Annotated in this window: 12 protein-coding genes and 3 tRNA genes; 2 read left to right on the top strand and 13 right to left on the bottom strand. The window is 38.7% G+C overall.

The features are described 5' to 3' along the window. Positions 1-8 precede the first annotated feature (8 nt). The 5 genes from J690_RS10680 to J690_RS10660 form a co-directional block, all read right to left on the bottom strand. Positions 9-84: transfer RNA gene (locus J690_RS10680), tRNA-Asn, on the bottom strand. 181 nt (positions 85-265) lie between these two features. Then, a tRNA-Asn gene (locus J690_RS10675) sits at positions 266-341 on the bottom strand. Positions 342-349: 8 nt separating this feature from the next. Next, a tRNA-Asn gene (locus J690_RS10670) sits at positions 350-425 on the bottom strand. A gap of 146 nt (positions 426-571) precedes the next feature. Next, a complete protein-coding gene (locus J690_RS10665) occupies positions 572-1,198 on the bottom strand; it encodes a superoxide dismutase (RefSeq protein WP_000208083.1) in 627 nt (208 codons plus the stop codon). Positions 1,199-1,343: 145 nt separating this feature from the next. Then, positions 1,344-2,102: a Nif3-like dinuclear metal center hexameric protein gene (locus J690_RS10660; protein ID WP_032035707.1), complete on the bottom strand. Its 759-nt coding sequence runs from the start codon at positions 2,100-2,102 to the stop codon at positions 1,344-1,346. 194 nt (positions 2,103-2,296) lie between these two features. Here J690_RS10660 and J690_RS10655 point away from each other — a divergent pair, with 194 nt between their 5' ends. Continuing rightward, entirely contained in the window at positions 2,297-3,472 is a 1,176-nt protein-coding gene (locus tag J690_RS10655; protein WP_032035706.1) for a trypsin-like peptidase domain-containing protein, read from the top strand. Between the two features lie 42 nt (positions 3,473-3,514). Here J690_RS10655 and J690_RS10650 read toward each other — a convergent pair whose 3' ends face one another. From J690_RS10650 to ahcY, 6 genes are all read right to left on the bottom strand, one after another. Beyond that, positions 3,515-4,753, bottom strand: coding sequence for a multifunctional CCA addition/repair protein (locus tag J690_RS10650; RefSeq protein WP_017398614.1), 1,239 nt, complete (start codon positions 4,751-4,753; stop codon positions 3,515-3,517). Between the two features lie 91 nt (positions 4,754-4,844). Further along, positions 4,845-7,115 carry an NADP-dependent malic enzyme gene (locus J690_RS10645; RefSeq protein ID WP_002118176.1) on the bottom strand — a complete coding sequence of 757 codons (2,271 nt, stop codon included), beginning with the start codon at positions 7,113-7,115 and terminating at the stop codon, positions 4,845-4,847. Positions 7,116-7,351: 236 nt separating this feature from the next. Further along, entirely contained in the window at positions 7,352-10,204 is a 2,853-nt protein-coding gene (locus tag J690_RS10640; protein WP_032035705.1) for a putative bifunctional diguanylate cyclase/phosphodiesterase, read from the bottom strand. Between the two features lie 134 nt (positions 10,205-10,338). Continuing rightward, positions 10,339-11,061: a 16S rRNA (uracil(1498)-N(3))-methyltransferase gene (locus J690_RS10635; protein ID WP_032035704.1), complete on the bottom strand. Its 723-nt coding sequence runs from the start codon at positions 11,059-11,061 to the stop codon at positions 10,339-10,341. 18 nt (positions 11,062-11,079) lie between these two features. Then, positions 11,080-11,916 (bottom strand): methylenetetrahydrofolate reductase [NAD(P)H], encoded by an 837-nt coding sequence (metF, locus tag J690_RS10630; protein WP_032004580.1) that lies wholly within the window; start codon positions 11,914-11,916, stop codon positions 11,080-11,082. A 70-nt stretch (positions 11,917-11,986) separates the two neighbouring features. Beyond that, positions 11,987-13,369, bottom strand: coding sequence for an adenosylhomocysteinase (gene ahcY / locus J690_RS10625; protein WP_032035703.1), 1,383 nt, complete (start codon positions 13,367-13,369; stop codon positions 11,987-11,989). A gap of 221 nt (positions 13,370-13,590) precedes the next feature. On the opposite strand from ahcY, the gene J690_RS10620 reads away from it, so the two are divergent. Beyond that, a complete protein-coding gene (locus tag J690_RS10620; RefSeq protein WP_032035702.1) occupies positions 13,591-14,127 on the top strand; it encodes a cysteine peptidase family C39 domain-containing protein in 537 nt (178 codons plus the stop codon). A gap of 37 nt (positions 14,128-14,164) precedes the next feature. On the opposite strand, the gene J690_RS10615 is transcribed toward J690_RS10620, so the two are convergent. Continuing rightward, a complete protein-coding gene (locus tag J690_RS10615; RefSeq protein WP_032035699.1) occupies positions 14,165-14,548 on the bottom strand; it encodes a carboxymuconolactone decarboxylase family protein in 384 nt (127 codons plus the stop codon). Between the two features lie 106 nt (positions 14,549-14,654). Continuing rightward, positions 14,655-17,117, bottom strand: a complete 2,463-nt coding sequence (locus J690_RS10610) for an acyl-CoA dehydrogenase (RefSeq protein ID WP_032035698.1) — start codon at positions 17,115-17,117, stop codon at positions 14,655-14,657. Between the last annotated feature and the right edge of the window lie 37 nt (positions 17,118-17,154).

The following is a 17,154-nucleotide window of genomic DNA, read 5'->3' as shown; positions in this document are numbered from 1 at the left end:
AAGAATCTTGGCTCTCCCACCTGGGCTCGAACCAGGGACCTGCGGATTAACAGTCCGTCGCTCTACCGACTGAGCTATGGGAGAATCTGGAAAAGGATTTTAGGCAGGAAAGAGGGCTGGGTCAAGCCTTAATAACAGAATTAGAGTGAATATCTAATCGTTTGGTTTAAAAATATTCGAAACATTGATTTTGTTCAAAATAATGAAAAATTATTAAATCTTAGAAAAGAAAAAAACCCGCAATAAATGCGGGCTTTTAGAATCTTGGCTCTCCCACCTGGGCTCGAACCAGGGACCTGCGGATTAACAGTCCGTCGCTCTACCGACTGAGCTATGGGAGATTAGTAGATGGCTCTCCAACCTGGGCTCGAACCAGGGACCTGCGGATTAACAGTCCGTCGCTCTACCGACTGAGCTATTGGAGAATCTGATGCGCATTTTATGGATGAAATCTAAAAGCGTCAATAAGAATATTAAAGAAAATGAATCGTTTGCTTGATTAATATGCTTTTGCTGTATTAAAAATAAAAAAACCACCCAAAATAGGGTGGTTTTTCATAAAGAAATAAAATTATTTCTCTACACCAGCTGGTTGGCCTGCAAGTTTTGCATTTGCATAGTCCCAGTTCACAAGGCTTTCTAAGAAAGTTGCGATGTATTTAGGACGTAAGTTACGGAAATCGATGTAGTAAGCATGTTCCCATACGTCAATTGTTAATACAGCAATTTGACCATGTGCAAGTGGAGTGTCTGCATTAGAAGTTTTAGTAATAGATAATTTACCATTTACTTCATCAGCAACTAACCAAGCCCAACCTGAACCAAATTGAGTTGTTGCAGCAGCAGTAAATTCTTCTGCAAACTTTTCGTAGCTACCAAAAGCTTCGTCAATTTTAGCAGCGATTGCGCCAGTAGGCTTACCACCACCATTTGGCTTCATGCTGTTCCAGTAGAAAGTGTGATTCCAAACTTGAGCAGCATTGTTGAAAATACCAGCTTTAGATGCATCACCAGCAGTCGCTTTAATGATTTCTTCTAAAGTTTTACCTTCAAGGTCAGTTCCTTTGATTAAGTTGTTTAAGTTAACAACATAGGTATTGTGGTGTTTATCGTGATGGTATTCTAAAGTTTCTTTACTAATATGTGGCGCTAAATCATCATAGCCATATGGAAGTGCAGGTAAAGTAATGGTTGTCATGTTCCTATTCCTTGCATTTGCTGGGTTATACAATTAAGTGGCTCTATTGTAAATGATTCTGGTAACAATAGGGCATCGTTTTAAAGAACTATACACAATAAAGATCTAATTAATACGCATAACACAGATTGAAAAAAAGACTTAATTAAATCGGATTATTCAATTCAAAATATTCAGCTTCAATTGAAAACTGTTTTGAGATCGCTTGTGCCAAACGCTGAACTCCATAACGCTCAGTAGCATGGTGACCACAGGCGAAATAGTGAACCCCTAATTCTTTTGCTTCATAAAAAGTTCGTTCACTGACTTCACCTGAAATATAAGCATCACAATTTTGCAAAGCAGCTTTAGCAATAAAATCTTGAGCGCCGCCTGTACAGAAGCCTACTTTTTGAATGCTTTGCTTTTCTGCTGGCAAATGAATCACTTTAAAATCAAAACTGTTTTGAAGCTGTGCTTTAAACTCATCTACAGAAACTGCTTGCTCTAAATAACCAATATTACCAATCGGATGTTTCTCGGTTAAATCGAGTGGTTCTAAATTCTTCAAGTTTAGTTTTTCTGCAATCGCTACATTGTTGCCCAAAGTTGGGTGTGCATCTAAAGGTAGATGATAAGCGACTAATGAAATATTATTTTGAATGAGTTTTTTAATGCGGTTGCCTCGCATTCCAGTAATTGGATACGGTTCACCCTTCCAAAAATAACCATGATGTACGAGTAATAAATCTGCATTTTGAGCAATTGCTGCATCAATCGCATCTTCGGAAGCAGTAACCGCACAAACGATACGTTTTACTTCAGTTGAACCTTCAATTTGCAGGCTATTTGGTGCGTAATCTTTAAATTCTGCCGCTTTTAAGGTTTGGTCGCACCACTGAATAATTTCATGCAAATTTGCCATGATATTTCCTGAATTGAGTAGTAAATAATTGCTAAAGCTATAGAAACATATTTTGTTGTGTAACTAAAGCTAGACAAATCTTTTTTGACTTTTTTATGTATATCGACATATTTAATTTAAAATGCTTAACTGAAAACTCTTTTTGTTCAATATATTAATTTAATTAAAAACTTCTTTGCGTAGAGGATATGAACGTGCGCCGCACCTTTACATGGTTACCTTGGGTGTTACTTATTATTGTAATTGCCAGTTTTATTGCATGGCAAAAATACCATCAGCCGAAACCAACTGTTGCAGTTGATGGGGTGCAAATGCCTGCTGAGAAAGTTGAACCACTCGTTGATACTTCGAGAGCGGGCGGGGGGGTATCTTATAGCGCTGCAGTAAAAGTTGCAGCGCCAGCAGTTGTTAATATTTTTACGACCCAGAAAGTTAAACAAAATCATCCATTATTAAGTGATCCGGTATTCCGCGAATTTTTTGGAAATCAGGTTCCAGAACAACAACAGCAAAATGAAAATAGCTTAGGCTCTGGGGTTATTGTACGAGCTGATGGTTATATTTTGACGAATAATCATGTGATTGCTCAAGCTGATCAGATTGTAGTTGCATTACATGACGGCCGTCGTGCAGAAGCAACGATTGTTGGAACAGACCCTGATACTGATTTAGCCGTAATTAAAATCGATTTAGATAAATTACCTGTGTTGCCATTTAAGCTAAGTGGTAATGAAGTAGGTGATGTTGTCTTGGCTATTGGTAACCCATTTGGCGTAGGTCAAACGGTAACTCAAGGTATTATTTCTGCGACTGAACGCTCTGATTTAGGCATTAATACCTATGAAGACTTTATTCAAACAGATGCCGCAATTAATCCAGGTAACTCTGGTGGAGCATTAATTGATGTGGCTGGGAATTTAATCGGGGGAAATACTGCTATTTTCTCTCAGTCAGGTGGTTCTTTAGGAATTGGTTTTGCAATTCCTGCTAAAGTTTGCCAACAAGTTTTAAACTCGATTTTGAAAGATGGCCGTGTAGTCCGTGGATGGTTAGGTATTAGTTTAGTACCACCTACACAAGAAGACGTATTAGCACCTAAACAGCAAATTGGTGTTGTGGTTGCAGATGTCTTGAAAAATGGTCCAGCTGCATCAGCAGGTATTAAGATTGGTGATAAAATTATTCAGGTGAATAATCAACAAATCACTTCAGCATCTCATTTGATTAATTATGTTGCATTACAAGCGCCTAACAGCGAAATTAATGTAATGGTCGAGCGAGATGGGAAGCAACAAAACTTTGTGGTGACAGTAGGGGAAAGAAAAAACCAAAATACTCAATCACAATTTATACCGCTGCCTAAACAGTAAAGATAAAAAAGCCTCGTAATGAGGCTTTTTTCTTGGTGTTAATTAAGTATGAGATAGTGCTTGATGCTGATGTTTGAACTCAGTTAAAGCATCAATACGGTACTGAATGAGCATTTCACCAATCTCAGCACCTTTAATGTTTTCAGGTAAATCCTGAACTTTAATAGAGCGAACGATTTGCATCGCATCTAACATGTACTGAGCTTGTGGATAAGGTCGGTCTTCTAAACCTAATCTTCCTTTAGCGTCACATTCACATGCTTGTACAAAAGCTTCCACTCTCTCAGGGCGACGTAGTACGTCTAGACGCTGTAATAGACGCCATACTGTTCCCGGTTTTAACGACATAATTTGATGACATTTTAGATGTTCTTTACATACTGATAAAGCCAACTGTCGAGTTTGAGTTGGAACTTTTAAACGTTCACATAATTCGGTAACAGGTTTTACTCCACGTTCTTCATGCATGATGTGACGAGGGAGTTCGTTAGCTGGAGTTAATGCTTTACCCAAATCATGTACTAACACAGCAAATCGAACATCAAGCGAATAGTTTGACTTACAAGCTTGCTGTAACGACATTAAGGTATGTATGCCGCAGTCCACTTCTGGATGATATTCAGGGCGCTGTGGTACACCAAATAATGCGTCAATTTCAGGGAAAAGATGTTTCAACGCCCCACAGTCACGCAATGTCTGAAAATAAACATCCGCATGATCTTCTAAAAGTGCGCGAGAAGTCTCTTTCCATACACGTTCTGGTGTTAAGGCATCAAGCTCACCTGATTCGGCCATGGTTTGCATAAGCTGCATTGTCTCTGGCGCAATCTGAAAACCATATGAAGAATAGCGAGCCGCAAAGCGTGCAACACGTAAAACACGTAAAGGATCTTCAGCAAAAGCTTCTGAAACATGACGCAAAGTTTTATTTTCTAAATCTGTTTGACCGCCATATGGATCGTATAATTTGCCATCTTGATCCATTGCTATGGCATTGATGGTTAAATCACGGCGGATTAAATCTTCTTCTAAACTTACTGTGGTATCGGTAAAAAATTGAAAGCCGTGGTAGCCTTTACCAGATTTTCTTTCAGTACGTGCAAGTGCATATTCTTCTTTCGTTTCGGGATGAAGAAACACAGGAAAATCTTTGCCTACAGGTTGAAAACCTTGGGCGAGCATGTGTTCCGGCGTTGCACCGACAACAACATAATCTTTTTCTTGATAGGGATGCCCAAGTAAAAAATCACGGACGGCACCGCCTACTAAATACACTTGCATGAAAAAACCTCTATTCTTCAAGCAATCATGCTACAGAATAGAGGTTTTCTCAAGTCATTAGAGATGCTTTTCGTAAAAAGCAGTTTCTAAATTACTTTTCTTGTTGTTGGATTTCAGCAACAGTTAAAGCAGTCATATTGATAAGACGACGAGTCGTTGCTGTCGGCGTTAAAATATGAACAGGTTTTGCTGCCCCAAGTAAAATTGGACCAATAGTAACGTTGTTACCAGAAGTCGCTTTCAACAAGTTAAACGAAATATTTGCTGCATCTAGGTTTGGCATAATGAGCAAGTTTGCCGAACCTTTGAAACGTGAGCCAGGGAATGCAAATTGACGAATGTTTTCGTCTAATGCTGCATCACCATGCATTTCACCTTCAACTTCAAGCTCAGGAGCTTGCTCAGATAAAATACGATAAACTTCACGCATTTTTTGAGCACTTGAGTCAGTCTGGTCACTACCAAAACTTGAATGAGAAAGTAGGGCTACACGTGGAGTAATACCAAAACGACGTACTTCTTCAGCTGCTAAAATAGTCATTTCAGCAAGTTGTTCAGCAGTCGGGTTTGTATTTACGTATGTATCAGCAATAAACAAGTTACGATCTTCAAGCATTAATGCATTTAGCGTGAAGAAGTTATTCATACCCTCTTTTAGACCGATGACATTGCGTACAAAATCAAGGTGAATGTTATAGCTACTGTAAGTACCACATAACATACCGTCTGCTTTACCAAATTTAACCAGTAAAGATGCAATTAAAGTTGAACGGCGACGAGCTTCACGTTGAGCATATTCAACAGTAATGCCTTTGCGTTGCATTGTTTGATAGTAGTCTTTCCAAAACTCTTCATACATCGGGTTTTGTTCTTGATCTACAATCTCAATGTTTACGCCATGTTGTAAACGTAGGCCTAATTTTTTGATATTAGCTTCAATTACAGCAGTACGACCTACTAAAATTGGTTTAGCTAAATCTTCATCAACTGCGATTTGCACTGCACGTAATACGCGCTCATCTTCACCTTCAGCATATGCGATGCGTTTAGGATCAGTTTTTGCTTGAGCAAAAATCGGTTTCATCAAGAATGCAGAGTTATAGACGAACTCAGATAATTTTTGACGATATGCAGAGAAATCTTCGATCGGACGAGTTGCAACACCTGAGTCCATTGCAGCTTTAGCAACAGCAGGAGCAATTTCCAAAATTAAACGTTGATCAAGTGGACGTGGAATTAAATAGTCACGACCAAATGAAGCAGATTTCTCACCATAAGTAGCTGCATCTGCTTCTACGTGTGCCATACGTGCAATTGCATGTACACATGCAATTTTCATGTCTTCATTAATTGTTGTTGCACCAACGTCAAGCGCACCACGGAAAATGTAAGGGAAACATAATGCGTTGTTTACTTGGTTTGGATAGTCAGAACGACCAGTTGCCATGATTACATCAGGACGTACTTCATGTGCATGTTCAGGTAAAATTTCTGGATCTGGGTTTGCTAAAGCAAAAATAATAGGGTTCTCAGCCATCTGTTTCACCATTTCTTTGGTGAGAATACCAGCAGCAGAAAGACCTAAGAACATATCAGCCCCAGCCATTACTTCATGTAACTGAGTTGCTTTGATATCTTGAACATAACGTTTTTTCGATTCATCCAAGCCTTCACGTGAAGTAGTGAGTAGACCGCGAGAATCGGCAACAATGATATTTTCTTTATTTACGCCTAAAGCACAAAGTAAATCTAAACAAGAAAGGGCAGCAGCGCCTGCACCTGAAGCTACAATTTTGATTTCGTCAATTTTCTTATTTACAAGTTGCAATGCATTAAGCAAAGCTGAACCTACAATGATACTTGTACCGTGTTGATCGTCATGGAATACAGGAATTTTCATGCGTTCGCGAAGTTTCTTTTCGATATAGAAACATTCTGGCGCTTTAATATCTTCGAGGTTGATACCACCGAAAGTTGGCTCAAGAGAGGCAACAATATCTACAATTTTATCTGGATCGTTTTCTGCAATTTCGATGTCAAATACGTCAACACCAGCAAACTTTTTGAAGAGTACGCCTTTACCTTCCATTACAGGTTTAGACGCTAATGGTCCAATATTACCTAAACCAAGAACAGCTGTACCGTTACTGACTACGGCAACCAAGTTTCCGCGAGCTGTATATTTAGCAGCAGCAGATGGATCACGTTCAATCTCTAAACATGGCGCAGCAACTCCTGGTGAGTAGGCTAGAGCCAAATCTCGTTGGTTGACAAGTTGCTTACTTGGGGTGACGCTGATTTTCCCTGGGTTTGGATATTCATGGTAATTTAAAGCGGCCTGTTTTAAAGATTGATCGTCCATCTGAGTCTCTATTTGATACAAAAAAGCAAACTAGTCAAATTGCTCATTTAGGGAGAGGCAACTCACTTCTTTAACTACGCTTTAATTTTTACCAATTAAGAGAATAGTAGACGAATTGCCAATAGCCCCGTGGTGAGCTAAATGCTAAAGAATATAACACTACTTCTTTATTTCTCACAGTCAAAAACGCTCATTTTTGGAAAAAGCAGCATAGGTAAAATAGATGATTGGAACAATTAAGAAATATGCGGATTTGTTTGTAGATAAGGAATAATCTGCTCGGCAGGAATAGGGCGACTAAAGAAATAGCCTTGTAAAAAATCACATTGCTGTTTTTGTAGATAGGTGACTTGTTCTTTTGTTTCTACACCCTCAGCAACTAGTTTAAGTCCCATACTTTTACCCATCGCGATCATTGCATTTACAATTGCTTCTTGTTTGTGATCACCAATTTTCGAAATGAAAGCACGATCAATTTTTAATACGTCAATTGGGTACTCTGTCAGATAGGCTAAAGATGAATAACCCGTACCAAAGTCATCTAAGGCAATGGAGATATCTCGTTGTTTTATAGCATGTAATAGCGTTTTTACATTGGCAGTATTGTCTAAAAGGGCTGACTCTGTAATTTCAAGTTCGAGATCTGAACCTTGAATATTATATTTTTGCAAAACCTCATCTAAGTCATTGAGTAATAAGCCTCGATGTATTTGTTGAGCGACAATATTTACAGAGACTTGAATATTGATATAACCCGCATTTTTCCACTCTTGGAGTTGCTTTCCAACTTTATCTAAAACAACTTTCCCAATATCTGAAATCAGGCTACTACGTTCAGCAAATGGTATGAACATATTTGGCAGGATTAATCCTTTTTCAGGATGTTGCCAACGAATGAGGGCTTCAAAACCGATAGTAGATTGATCGTGTAGATTAATTTTGGGTTGGTAATAAACGACAAATTCATCATTTTGAATGGCTTTACGTAGCTCTTGCTCTAAATCGGCAGTTTTATATGAGTGATTTGTTTTATTGCAGTAATAGCAAATTGTATTACCACCTAAACGTTTTGCCTCGGAAAGAGCTTGCTCTGCATGATTGTTGAGATGATCAATTTGTCTGCCATGTTCAGGAAAACATGCAACACCGATAGATGCGGTAATAAAATATTCGTGATTATCAATGTAAAAAGGTGCATTGAGTGCTTGTAAAATGTTTTGGCAATATTGCTCAACATTTGGATGAATTGGCGAAATCTCATAAATGATTGCGAAATCATCACTATTTAAATAGGCGACTAAAATCGCATTGATATTGATTAAGCGTAATCTTTGTGCGAACTGTTTAAGTAATTCATCACCACTATCATTATTTAAAAACTCATTGAAAGCTCGGAAGCGGTCAATATTTACCCGTATTAATGCTAAATTTTTAATGTTATATGAAGGGTTTACAATATATTGGTGTAATTGATTGTAGTAGTAAAGGCGGTTAGGCAAGTGGGTGAGGCTATCGTAGTTTTTTAAGTAAGATAGATGTTGCTCTTGGCGCTTTTGCTCAGTGAGGTCACGTGCAAATCCAATATAATTGGTAATTTGATTGAATTCATCTTTGACCACATTGATATGCAACCATAAATATACGCTTTTGCCAGAACTAAACTTTTCATCAAACTGGCCCATATATTCTCCTGTCTCCAGAAGTTGTTGCGTTATTGATGTATGAAACTGTTGTTGTAGTTCTTTTTGATTGATTGTTATGCTAAACAATTCTTTATTAACAAGTTCTGATTTAGAAAATCCTGTTAATTTTTCATAGTAGGGATTTACATCAATATAGTTTAAGTGCTCATCTAAAATAAATATTCCTTCCGCAGCTTGCTCGAGCACAATTGCAGATAGTCTTAGATGTTCTTGATCCTTTTTCTCTTGATGTATATCACGGGTCATTCCCACCATACGAAGCGCTTTTTGTGTCTTTGGATCTCTGGTGATGACACGGCCTACATCATGAATCCATCTCCAAGAACCATCTCGACGTAAAATTCGAAAGGTGATATTAAAATGATCTGTAACGCCTTCCAAATGTTGTTTTAAACGTTCATCAAAAAGTTTTTTATCGCTTGGGTGTATACGCTCTAATATGGTATTGAGATGAATAATGGCGGTTTGAGTTTGTTTTTGTTGATCGAAAAACGTAATTTCTAATCTTTGACTTTCAATATCCCAATCCCAAGGTCGAATACCCGCAGTTTCATGTGCAAAAGCTAAATTATAGTGATGGCTTTCGAGTTGCTCATTCATTTTGGTGAGATCATAGGTACGTTCTCGTACTTTTTGCTCAAGCAAATGATTATTAAATTGAAGCTGGGCTTCAATATCTTTGGACTTATTCACTTCTTGTTGGAGTTGTACACATAATTCTTCAGCCCATTGGGTATGCTGGTCTGAAATTTGAACAAGCTGTTTGTTTTTTAATAATAATTGAGAGATCTTTTGGTAATTGCGTTGAGTTGCATATGCACAAAGCACAGTTGCTACAAAGGTGAGGTTATAGGCGAAATAAAAAGGTAGCTGAGTTATGGGATTATGTGTGAATTGAGCAATTAATAGAGGGAGGGTACTAGGAATAAATAAGAGATAAAAATATCGGGGTTGCTGTGTTAAAAAAGTAAGGCCAATGATATGAGCCGAAGTAATAAATAAAGCAATTAAAATATGAGCATCTGGTAGTGCAATTAAGTCAGGAGGTAGATAAAAATGAATAATTGTGACATTTATTCCAATTAAAATTCCTGAGAATAAACAAATACTTTGTAAGACACGATCAGCTTTTTTGGTAAAATCAATCGTGCGATAGTGAGTTAAAATATTTGGAATAAATAATAAGCAGACAAGAGCGACGACGGTAAGGCCAATAGACCAGCTAAATATTGTTATTGCAGATGAAAAATAATAAGAAAAAATACCATATGAAATAAGGCACAGTAATATCAGGCTAATTAAATACCAGCGGATATATTGAGTTGAAAGTTTCAGCTGTTCAATTTTTGTTTGATGCTGTAGATATTCTTCCTGAAGCCCAGACATAAGATTTTTCTATCCTATTTTTTTACATATATACAGAAAGAATCTGATTTATCAGTGAAAAAGAATTTGAAATTTTATTCATACAATAAAAGTAAGTTAACTTTAAATAATGATTTAATCAATGTGCAGAGAACTTAGGTGGATAAAAATCGATAATTTAAAATAGACAAGGCAACAACAGGGGCAGTTTCTGTACGCAAAACTCGGTCACCAATGCACCAGTTCATAAATCCAGCTTGATTGGCTTGGTTAATTTCACTTTCACTTAGGCCCCCTTCTGGGCCAATCAATAAGGCAAGTTCAGGCTGTATTCCCGCCAATACATCTTTTTGTTCTTTTTCTGGTGCTAAAACAAATTTAGATTGTGGAAGCTCAGAAGAACTTAACCATTCATGAAGAGAAATAGGCGCTAAAACTTCTGGAACCAAATTGAGGCCACATTGTTCACATGCTGCAATTGCAACAGCTTGCCAGTGATCTAATTTTTTTTGATCTCGATCGTATTTTAAGCGCATTTCACAACGCTCACTAGTTAGCAATTGAATCTGACTTACACCCAATTCAGTGGCTTTCTGAATGGCATAATCCATTCGATCGCCTTTACTCATGACTTGACCTAAAATAGCTTTAAAAGGGGCATCACGGTTTGCAGGGTTAAAATTCTCAATTGTGACAAATGCATTTTTTTTATTAATTTCGGTCAAAGTCGCGAGATATTCCCCACCTTGTCCATTAAATAGAGTCGCTTGTTCTTGTAGTTGTGCACGTAAAACACGCACCCAATGATGGAATACTGATTCTGTCAGTTGAATTGTTGAGCCAACTGTAAGTTCAGTTTCGATAAAAAAACGGTTCATTGGGTACGCCTTACAAAATTAATTTAAACCAAGATCAACAACAAGTTGACGAGTTGGTTCGATTTGATTCATTGAATAGAAGTGTAAGCTTGGCGCACCACCTGCAATAAGGCGTTCACACAACTTAACAACAACTTCATGACCGAAAGCTTTAATACTTTCACTGTCATCACCATAGGCTTGTAATTGCTTACGGATCCAGCGAGGAATTTCAGCACCCGTACCGTCTGCAAAGCGGATTAAGTTACTTGCGTTGGTAATTGGCATGATTCCTGGAGCCACCGGAATGTTAATTCCAGCTTGCTCTAAACGCTCTATAAAATAAAAGTACGAATCTGGATTAAAGAAGAATTGAGTAATTCCTGCATTGGCACCAGCTTGTACTTTTTCAATAAAACGTTGAATATCTGAATCAAGATTTTCAGCTTGAGGATGCATTTCTGGATAAGCTGCAACTTCAATATGAAAATGGTCACCTGAGTGCTCACGAATAAAACGTACTAAATCCTGTGCGTAAGGAAGTTCCCCAAGTCCAACCTGACCAGAAGGTAAATCACCGCGTAAAGCAACAATACGGTTAATACCTTGAGCTTTATATAAATCCAGTAACTCAGCAATACGAGCTTTATCATCACCAATACAAGAAAGGTGAGGTGCAACTGGTGTACCTTTACCATTGAAATCATCAATAGCAGCCAGAGTACGTTCGCGAGTAGAACCACCAGCCCCATAAGTAATTGAGAAAAACTCAGGGTTCAGAAGTTGTAATTCTTGGTGAACAATACGAAGTTTTTCAGCACCAGCATCAGTTTTTGGTGGAAAAAACTCAAAAGAAATAGGTGTACGTTTAGTCATGTCAAATCCTTGTAAACAGCGAAACATTTTAGAAAAAAGGGCAGTCGGTTCACCGTCTGCCCTTAAGTTCTTAGTATTTGTAAGCGTCAGACTTGAATGGGCCCTCAACAGCTACGCCTAAATAATCAGCTTGCTCTTGAGTTAACTGGGTAAGTACACCACCGAAACCTGCAACCATTGCAGCAGCAACTTCTTCATCAAGTTTCTTAGGAAGAACTTCTACACGAATTTTTTCAGCTTTTTCACTTGCAGGAAGGTCAGCAAATTTCTCTTGGAATAAGTGAATTTGACCTAAAACTTGGTTAGCAAAAGAACCGTCCATTACACGTGATGGGTGACCAGTTGCATTACCTAGGTTTACAAGGCGACCTTCAGAAAGAAGGATAAGGTAGTTATTTTCATCTTCTGAACGATAAACTTGGTGAACTTGTGGCTTAACTTCAACCCACTTGTAACCACGTAAATAAGCTGTATCGATTTCTGTGTCGAAGTGACCGATGTTACATACAACTGCACCAGCTTTTAAGCTGTCTAACATTGCTGCATCGCACACGTGGTAGTTACCAGTTGTTGTTACAACGAGGTCAGTGTTGCCAAGAAGATCTTGGTTAATATCTTCTTTTTTACCTGTTTGTACGCCGTTTTTGTATGGAGATACAACTTCATAGCCATCCATACATGCTTGCATTGCACAAATTGGGTCAACTTCAGTGACACGAACGATCATGCCTTCTTGACGTAAAGATTGAGCAGAACCTTTACCCACGTCACCATAACCCACTACAAGTGCACGACGGCCAGACAAAAGCATGTCAGTTGCGCGTTTGATTGCGTCATTTAATGAGTGACGGCAACCATATTTGTTGTCGTTTTTAGATTTAGTAACTGAGTCATTTACGTTGATTGCAGGAACTTTCAAAGAACCGTCTTTCCACATTTCGATAAGACGTTGAACACCTGTTGTAGTTTCTTCGGTAATACCGTGAATACGTTCTAAAAGAGCAGGGTATTTTTCATGAACAAGAGCAGTTAAATCACCGCCATCGTCCAAGATCATGTTGGCATCCCAAGGTTGGCCATTTACATTAATCTGTTGCTCTAAACACCATACGTATTCTTCTTCAGTTTCACCTTTCCAAGCAAACACTGGAATACCGCGAGCAGCAATTGCAGCAGCAGCGTGGTCTTGAGTAGAGAAAATGTTACATGATGTCCAGCGTACTTCAGCACCTAATTCAACAAGCGTTTCAATAAGAACAGCTGTTTGAATGGTCATGTGAATACAACCAAGGATTTTTGCGCCAGCAAGTGGTTTAGAAGCCGCATAGCGTTTACGTAAGCCGATCAAAGCTGGCATTTCTGCTTCAGCAAGTTTGATTTCTTTACGGCCGTAGTCAGCAAGAGAGATGTCAGCAACTTTGTAATCTGTAAATGAAGCATTAACCGCGTTCATCAGGATCTCCTAGGAAAAAATAGTATTGATCATTCTGTTCGCGGATGCCGTTGTTGGTTAAAACGAATGTTTAACCGATCGTCGAGCCTGGCAAATTGATCTTTAGTGCCGATCAATTGTCGCAGCATCCCTCGACTAGCGAAACATTGTACTTGGAAAAGCTTTTAGTGCCAATCCAGTTTTGTTTATTATCTGCGTAATTATCACTTTAGATTCTAATTATGGCATTAAATATTCCCGAGTCGTTGGCAAGCCTAGATTCAAACTGTGGCGTTTTTGCAGTTTGGATGGTGCTTCAGCATCATGGAGTACAAATTGATGTGGTTGAGCTGATTAATGTTTGCCGACACGATGAAGGAGGCACCTATACGATTGCCTTAGCTGTTGCTTTAAAGAAGCTAGGATTTGAAGTGTCATTTCATTCAGATGAGGATCCTAGCATTAGCCAAAGCGAACGCATGAGCTATAAAGAAGCAAAGGTATTAAAAATTCCAACTGGACCAGCGCTGAGCTATCAAGATATTCAAGCTGCAATTCAAAACGGAAAAATGGTGATTGTGTACTACGATACTTTAGAAGGGGTTGGAAACCAGTCGCTCATTTATTCTATAGATCAAAATGAAATTTGCTTTTTTGATAGTTTTGAACCGATGTCAGCGGGAGTTTTTGAAAAGCAGCGTCAAGTAGAGGGGATTTGCCGTCAGGCTATTGTGATTGATGATCGTAATTTTCAGATGTATTCATCCAAATTGAATTAGATAAAAAGAGCCAGTAGAGTGCTGGCTCATATTGAAGTTATTTTTGTTGATATTCTTGAATTATTTCTAAAGCAGCACGAAAAGCTTCTTGTGTAGCAGGGGCGCCGCAATATGGCAGGCTGTGCAATAAAGTTTCTTGAATCTCTTCAACTGTACAGCCATTGTTGAGTGCACCACGAACATGGCCTTTGAGTTCGGTTGGTGATTTTAGTGCCGTGAGCATTGCCAAAGTAATTAATGAACGATATTTACGAGGTAGCACACCTTCACGCTGCCAAGTCGATCCCCATGCATGTTCATTAATCCAGTCTTGTAAAGGCTGGGTAAAGGGTACTGTATTTTCTTGGGCACGCTTTACAAAAGCTTCTCCCATCACTTCTGTGCGAACTTTTAATCCATTTTCGTAATCTTGCTTAGACATTAATTTCTCCTAAAAATAAAAGCGTCAATTGACGCTTTTATGGCTGTTTATTAATTAATGCGAATCAAGTGTGATTGCAATAGTGAATTAGTGGAGGCATCAGTCACTAAATTTGATGAGGGTTCGACAAAGGAAGATCTTTATTTAAATCTTCATCAAAAACATCGGTAAGCATGCTATCGAATCGAATTGCGTTGTATTGCAATAATTGTTGAGCTTCACTTTCAGAAATAAAACCTTCTTTTATAGCTTGTTCAATATTCTCTTCGAAAGTCAGTCCTGTAAATTTGCCTTTAGATTCAGATTTTTTAAACTTATCCCAAAGCGGTTCAAGCGTTCGCAGAATTTGGAAAGCATGCTCTAAACGACCAGTTACATCATCGGCTTTGGTAGAATAAAATACGTGATGTTTAAGCTGTTCTCTGAAAGGGTGCTCTTGCATCATAAGTTCAGCGACTTGTTGTTTTAACTCATCATCTGGTTTTGAAATGATACGGCCTAAAGGGAAACAGATCCATTTTACAAATGCTGCTGGAAGTTTAGCTGGGAAGTTTTCAAATAATCCCCAAAATGCTTCCTGAATATTTAAGAAAGCTTTTTGTAGCGCTAATTTAGCGTGAAGTTGTTCAGCTTCAGTTTTTTGTCCAGCTTCATAAAATTTTAATATCGCAGTAGAAATAAAGAGGTGCGCGTGAATATCTGCCAAGCGGCCTGATAACATTTCTTTGCGTTTTAAGTCGCCTGCAAGTAGGCCAAGTGACATATCTGAAACAAGTGCGAAGTTGGCACTAAAACGATTAATCGTTTTATAGTAACTTGCAGTGAATTGATCTGCTGACTGAGGCGCATTACTTGAGCCACCTGTCCAACCGTAAGCAAATGATCTTGCACCACGGTTAAAGGTATAGGCTAAATGTTTAAATAACAAATCATCGAATTTTTTGACTGAGTTATTTTTATCTTCAGATTGAAGGAGTTGTAGCTCTTCAAATAGATAAGGATGACAACGCATTGAGCCCTGACCAAAAATCATCAATGAACGGGTCAAAATATTTGCACCTTCTACCGTAATAGCAATTGGAATTGCCTGATAGGTAAGGGCAAGGAAATTACGTGGCCCAAGTTGAATTGCACGTCCGCCAGCAATATCCATTCCGTGATTTACGACTTTACGCATCGTTTCAGTTGCATAATATTTTGCCATGGCAGTCATCACGGCAGGTGTTCCACCTTGGTTTAGGCCACATGTCACTAAATAACGGAATGCTTCAAGCATATAGGCATCGCTGGCAATTTCACTCGTCGCTTCTTGTACGCCTTCAAATTTACCGACAGAAATATTGAACTGTTGACGAATTTTCGCAAAAGCACCAACGGTTAAATAACTCATTTCACCTGCTGCTGTTGCTAGAGCTGGAAGGGAAATACCACGGCCTACACCTAAACATTCCATGAGCATTCGCCAGCCTTTTCCGGCATTTTCTTGACCACCAATAATCCAATCAATAGGAATAAAAACATCCTCTCCTTCTACTGTTCCATTCATAAATGGAGAACCAGGATAATGTCGTGCTCCAATTTTCACACCTGCATGACTGGCAGGAATTAAGGCACAAGTAATACCGTATTCTGTTTTGTTTTTATCTCCGAGTAGGCCTTCTGGGTCATAAAGTTTAAATGCAAGACCTACGACTGTGGCAATTGGCGCAAGCGTAATCCAGCGTTTAGAGAAATTCATGCGAAGTCCAAGGACTTGAGCACTTTCATATTCGCCGTAACAAACAACGCCCGAATCTGGAATGGCGCCTGCATCTGAACCTGCTTCTGGGCTGGTTAAACCAAAGCATGGGATCTCTTCACCTTTAGCAAGGCCCGGTAAATATTGCTGTTTTTGTGCATCGGTACCGTAGTGCATGAGTAGCTCACCTGGCCCCAATGAGTTTGGAACCATACAACTCACAGCAGTGGTGAGTGAGCGTGAAGCAATTTTGCTCATAATACGGCTTTGAGCAAATGAGCTAAATTCTTTGCCGCCAAAGGATTTTGGAATAATGAGTCCTAAAAAACCCTTATCTTTAATAAATTGCCAAACCTCTGGTGGCAGATCTTTTAAGTGATGATGAATCTCCCATTCATCTAGCATGCTACAAAGGAGCTCAACTTCATTGTCGATAAAACTTTGTTCTTCTGCTGACAACGTTGGGTAGGGGTACTTTTCAAATTGTGACCAATCGGGTGCCCCCATAAATAATTCTTTTTCCCACCAACTGGTACCTGCCTCTAAAGCCTCTTGTTCAGTCGTACTGATGCTCGGCATTGAGTTTGCTAATGTTTTATATGCAGGTTGAGTAATCAGATTAAAGCGTAATAGTGCAAATAAAATAATGATACTAAGGGCAATAAGGGGAATACCTAAAAGGAGAGCCCATGGCGTTAGTATAAATGCAGTAAGTATGGCTACAGCAATCGTAATAACACTACCAATGGTTCTGTTTAGATTAAAAAAGAAAATTGCCCATATTGCAAAAAGCTGAATGACAACGCTTAAAACAAAGAGTAGGAAAATCATACTTGCTCCTTGCTAGATAAGCCCTCAAGTTAGAAGT

It is taken from the genome of Acinetobacter sp. 742879, from assembly GCF_000588535.1.
GTDB classification, from domain to species: Bacteria; Pseudomonadota; Gammaproteobacteria; order Pseudomonadales; family Moraxellaceae; genus Acinetobacter; species Acinetobacter pittii.
The sequence above is the reverse complement of the archived record's forward strand: the minus strand, read 5'-3'. Positions and strand labels throughout refer to the sequence as shown.